Below are 3,720 nucleotides of genomic sequence, written 5' to 3'. Positions count from 1 at the left end.
TCATTTTTGCGAGCCGCAATATACGGCGGGCTTTCGAGGATTGGGCGCTGGACCACGGCAGCACTGATGTGCTCCGTCTCGTCTCGAACAGGCACCGCATTCTCGCCTGTCAGTGGGAATTGTGGTCAGTATTGCTGGACTACAATCTTAAAGAGGTTGATTTTGCAAGGGATGTATATCTGAACCCGGAGCAGAGAGATGAGGTCTTTGAGGAGGTAGAAAAGGTGGGGTATGCCCGCCGTATTGTCCACATCACCCGTTCGGATGGGCGTGTGGTGGATATGGACATTATCTATTACAAGCATGGCAACGGGTATTACTATACTTTTGTCAAAATACTCTGAAACAGAGGAGGAAATCAGATTCTGGTTTCCTCCTCTGTTTTGGGGTAGGGATATGGGAGCAGGCTCAACCCTGGAATAAATCGGTAATCTTTCTGATTTTTGGTAATGAAGGGAAGATTGGCAACCAGGGCCGTGGCTCCAATCAGGGCATCCGGAATCATGAGGCCATGACTGAGGCGATATTTCTTCAGGAGATCCAGGGCGGTATTGCAAACAGATGGGTCAAGAGGAAAGATTTTGAATTTTTTTAGAAAGCGGTCAGTTTTTCGCAATTCGGTTTTGTCTCTACACCCAACAACCAGCTCCATGAATGTCACGATGCTGATGCCAATGCCTGTTTGTTTTTCAAAAAAAAGGAGGCATTGGATCGCGTCCTCAACCCCTTTTGCAGCATCAATGAGAATATCCGTATCCAGGATCGTTGTTTCCATCAAGAGTCCCCCCATTCTTTCCGCCGCATGCTCCGAACCCATTCTGAGCTGTCCTGCATATCCTTTCTGTCCTGCCACATCCCGATAAAGGATTCTTTTTCCATGCAAAAAATCGTCTTCTGATTTTTTTTCTGTTTTTTCGGGTAGCGGGTTTTAAGAAAGGCAACAAAATCCACTACCTGACGCTGTGCTTCCGGCGGCAGAGATACAATTTCACGAAACAGCGCAGAATCTTTCATGCTTCCCCCCTGTATCTTTAGAAAATTCCAACTTCCTTTTCTTGTTTGCAAAATACCATACAGCTCCAATCGACTGGAAGAACGAAAAGTTTTTCGGAGGAGAGGGATGGAAAATTTTTTACATCAAACGCAATTTAATTCTTGACAGTGGTTATTTTAAGCTTCAGAATCAGGTTAAATTTCTTTTAAAGCACAGGCGTCCGTGCAGCGGCCACCGTACAAGGGCTGAAAACAGCACAAAGCGAGAGGTATTGATCCATGATTAAATTCCCCTATGACGATAAATTTCCATGTCTCTCTGGTTGGGTCACAGTCTTCTTTTTTTGGGGATTGGTTGGCTTTCTCAAGAAGCTGTATCTTGCCTTTTTTGGTTAAAATTCAAATGTCTAAATTATGCATGCTGGCCTTCCGGATTCTCAGCAGGAAGCCTTACGAAATCAATCCGCTCCGATAAACGGGCAAAGCCCCTGCACGGCGGCCACCGTACAAGGGCTGAAAACAACACAAAGCGAAGGGAGTATAGCCATGATGAAGGAAGAGTGCAATTCCCAAAACATCCGCCTGGGCTTCACGGGCAGGGGTAACCGGCGGGAGACCCGCGCCCTCCTCAGCCGTGCGGCGAAAGAGCATCGTACTGTGGGCGACCTTGCCCGGCATCTGGCCAATGTAAAAGCCATGGAGCAGATGCTTCTGAAGGGAGACAAGCCATGAGGATCTATTACGACCAGAGAGACTGCTTCCTGGAGGCCACGCCTCAGGCCCTGATCCTTCGGGAGGCCCGTTTGGGCCTCACCATCCACACCTTCCCGCCAGCATGGACACCGGATCTCGTCTGGGAAGCCCTGTCCTTCGCAAATAAGGCATACGACCTTGGCTACGACGTCGGCCAGAGAGCGTTGGCCCTGCATATAAAATCTAAGGAGCAGAGACAAGGGGAGGCATCATGAGCGAACTGACGCAACAGGAGATCCGAGCCATCGATATGTTTTTGGCCGAGAACTGGGAAAGCTTTGAGGAAATCGCCAGTCAGTATCTCTCCCCCGATGAGATTGAAGCCCTGGGGGAAAAACTACAAAAACTGACAGAGTGAGGGGGGGTATGAAAACAGACGCGCTGGAAATGCTGTCCCGCAACTATGAGCAGTGTGGAAAGGCCCTGGAGAGGGCCAGGCAGGATGCCGAACGAAGAAAACTGATCCGGGAGCAGGTTTTCCGGAAAACCCACCAGAAATAAGGAGGCCACCATCATGATTCAGCAGGCTCAGACCGCACCTCAGACAACCCTTTTTCCTCCCGAAACCGGATGCCCCACATGGCTGCGCTTTCTCGAAGAGAGCATTCAGGATACCGCAGTCATTCACGCCCTGCGGGAATGGATGGCCGCATGTCTGGGGGATGGCCCCAATGAGAAAGCCCTGTACCTCCATGGCCCTTCACGCAGCGGAAAAAGCACTCTGGCTTTTGTGCTGATGGCACTGGCCGGAGACGAAAACACCGCATCCATCGACTTTCAGCACATCCACAGCCAATTTGAACGCGCCCGTATCCGGGGCAAAAAGCTGGTCATCAGCTTAAGCGGCCTGCCTCTTCCCAGGGTCTCCTGTTTTAAGTCCATCGTCAGCGGGGATACCCTTTCCGGAGCCTTCAAATTCCAGAAGCCCTTTGAGTTCAGACCGACATGCAGCCTGGTTTTTTTCCACAGCACGGAGCCGGATTTTGAAAAGCTCGGCGAAGGCTGCCGCAGAAGGATGCTGGTCGTGCCGTTCCGGGGAGCCTTCACCGGAGACCGAAAAGAGACACACCTCAAAAACGCTCTGCTGGAAGAGCTTCCTGCAATCCGGGCCTGGGTGGAAGCGGTTTAAGGCAGAAATTCACAATCATTACAGAGGAGAAATACACATGAGCCCGATATCCGCTATCTATCTTTCAGCCACCTGGAGGAATACAACCACTTTCAACTCAGAAACCGGGCATATCGGGCTTGGCTTTGATCTGGCCAACGGCCAGGTGTTCAGGATTTCCATCGATGAAAACCATGCTCGCCATTTGGTTAAAACAATTCTGGATCAACTGCCACTCCCATCTGTTGATGTTCTCCGGGATGCCAGTCACTGAAATCCGGGTGCTTATGGATGGAGATCCCAGAAAGATAAATCCCCTGGAACGGAGAATCTCTTCTGACTGTCCCATCCAGGATAACCCGTTGAATGACAGAACACATCATCCGCAGCCAGTTCAGGCCGATGATAGAAACCCAGCCTGTTGCTGCCCAGCCACAGAGAAAAACCGTCTCTGTCCGGTTTGATGCAGAAAATGCCAATGCGGGTTTTACAGCTCCAGTACATGGCCAGCACCTTTATTATGATGGTTATTGTTTGCTGCAAGAATAAAAACACAGCTTCATAAAAAAACCAAGCCCGAAGGAGGTCCCATGCTCGTCTCCCTCACCGAACACGCCGAACGCCGTATGCAGGAACGCAACCTCGGCCTGCCCCATCTGCTGGCCGTCCTCGCCGCAGGGGTGGCCATGCCCAATCGGCAAGGCCGGATACTGCACAGGCTGGATGATTTCTGCGTGATCTCCTGTCCCGGCAGCAGTACCCTGCACATCATCACCTTTTACCGGATGCGAAACCGGAAGGCAGAAAAGCCCCGGCGAGCCATGGCCATGGCCCGCACCAAAACGGAGGCCAGAAAAAGCGGGCTC

The 3,720-nt window shown here is 51.1% G+C and carries 11 protein-coding genes; 9 read left to right on the top strand and 2 right to left on the bottom strand.

Features of this window, described 5'->3' with window-relative positions; translation table 11 throughout:
- Positions 1 to 344 (top strand): hypothetical protein (locus RBR60_RS16340; RefSeq protein ID WP_320358777.1); only part of this gene is annotated, 344 nt, incomplete at its 5' end.
- Between the two features lie 14 nt (positions 345 to 358).
- Here RBR60_RS16340 and RBR60_RS16335 read toward each other — a convergent pair.
- Positions 359 to 775, bottom strand: a complete 417-nt coding sequence (locus tag RBR60_RS16335) for a type II toxin-antitoxin system VapC family toxin (protein ID WP_320358775.1) — start codon at positions 773 to 775, stop codon at positions 359 to 361.
- Positions 775 to 1,014, bottom strand: coding sequence for a DUF2281 domain-containing protein (locus RBR60_RS16330; protein ID WP_320358773.1), 240 nt, complete (start codon positions 1,012 to 1,014; stop codon positions 775 to 777). The genes RBR60_RS16335 and RBR60_RS16330 overlap by 1 nt, the downstream gene beginning before the upstream one ends.
- 525 nt (positions 1,015 to 1,539) lie before the next feature.
- On the opposite strand from RBR60_RS16330, the gene RBR60_RS16325 reads away from it, so the two are divergent.
- The 8 genes from RBR60_RS16325 to RBR60_RS16290 form a co-directional block, all read left to right on the top strand.
- Positions 1,540 to 1,725, top strand: a complete 186-nt coding sequence (locus RBR60_RS16325; RefSeq protein WP_320358771.1) for a hypothetical protein — start codon at positions 1,540 to 1,542, stop codon at positions 1,723 to 1,725.
- Positions 1,722 to 1,961, top strand: a complete 240-nt coding sequence (locus RBR60_RS16320; protein WP_320358769.1) for a hypothetical protein — start codon at positions 1,722 to 1,724, stop codon at positions 1,959 to 1,961. Before RBR60_RS16325 ends, RBR60_RS16320 begins: the two co-directional genes overlap by 4 nt.
- Positions 1,958 to 2,104 (top strand): hypothetical protein, encoded by a 147-nt coding sequence (locus RBR60_RS16315; protein WP_320358767.1) that lies wholly within the window; start codon positions 1,958 to 1,960, stop codon positions 2,102 to 2,104. Before RBR60_RS16320 ends, RBR60_RS16315 begins: the two co-directional genes overlap by 4 nt.
- 8 nt (positions 2,105 to 2,112) lie before the next feature.
- A complete protein-coding gene (locus RBR60_RS16310) occupies positions 2,113 to 2,247 on the top strand; it encodes a hypothetical protein (protein ID WP_320358765.1) in 135 nt (44 codons plus the stop codon).
- 13 nt (positions 2,248 to 2,260) lie between these two features.
- Positions 2,261 to 2,875, top strand: coding sequence for a phage/plasmid primase, P4 family (locus RBR60_RS16305; RefSeq protein WP_320358763.1), 615 nt, complete (start codon positions 2,261 to 2,263; stop codon positions 2,873 to 2,875).
- Between the two features lie 37 nt (positions 2,876 to 2,912).
- Complete coding sequence (locus tag RBR60_RS16300) at positions 2,913 to 3,128, top strand: hypothetical protein (RefSeq protein WP_320358761.1); 216 nt, start codon at positions 2,913 to 2,915, stop codon at positions 3,126 to 3,128.
- Between the two features lie 92 nt (positions 3,129 to 3,220).
- The gene (locus RBR60_RS16295; RefSeq protein ID WP_320358759.1) at positions 3,221 to 3,403 is read left to right on the top strand and encodes a hypothetical protein; all 183 of its coding nucleotides are present in this window, start codon (positions 3,221 to 3,223) and stop codon (positions 3,401 to 3,403) included.
- 41 nt (positions 3,404 to 3,444) lie between these two features.
- On the top strand, positions 3,445 to 3,720 hold a 276-nt coding region (locus tag RBR60_RS16290; RefSeq protein ID WP_320358757.1), incomplete at its 3' end, for a DUF4258 domain-containing protein.

Source organism: Desulfobotulus sp. (assembly GCF_034006065.1).
GTDB lineage: Bacteria > Desulfobacterota > Desulfobacteria > Desulfobacterales > ASO4-4 > Desulfobotulus.
This window is presented reverse-complemented; position numbering and strand designations above follow the sequence as displayed.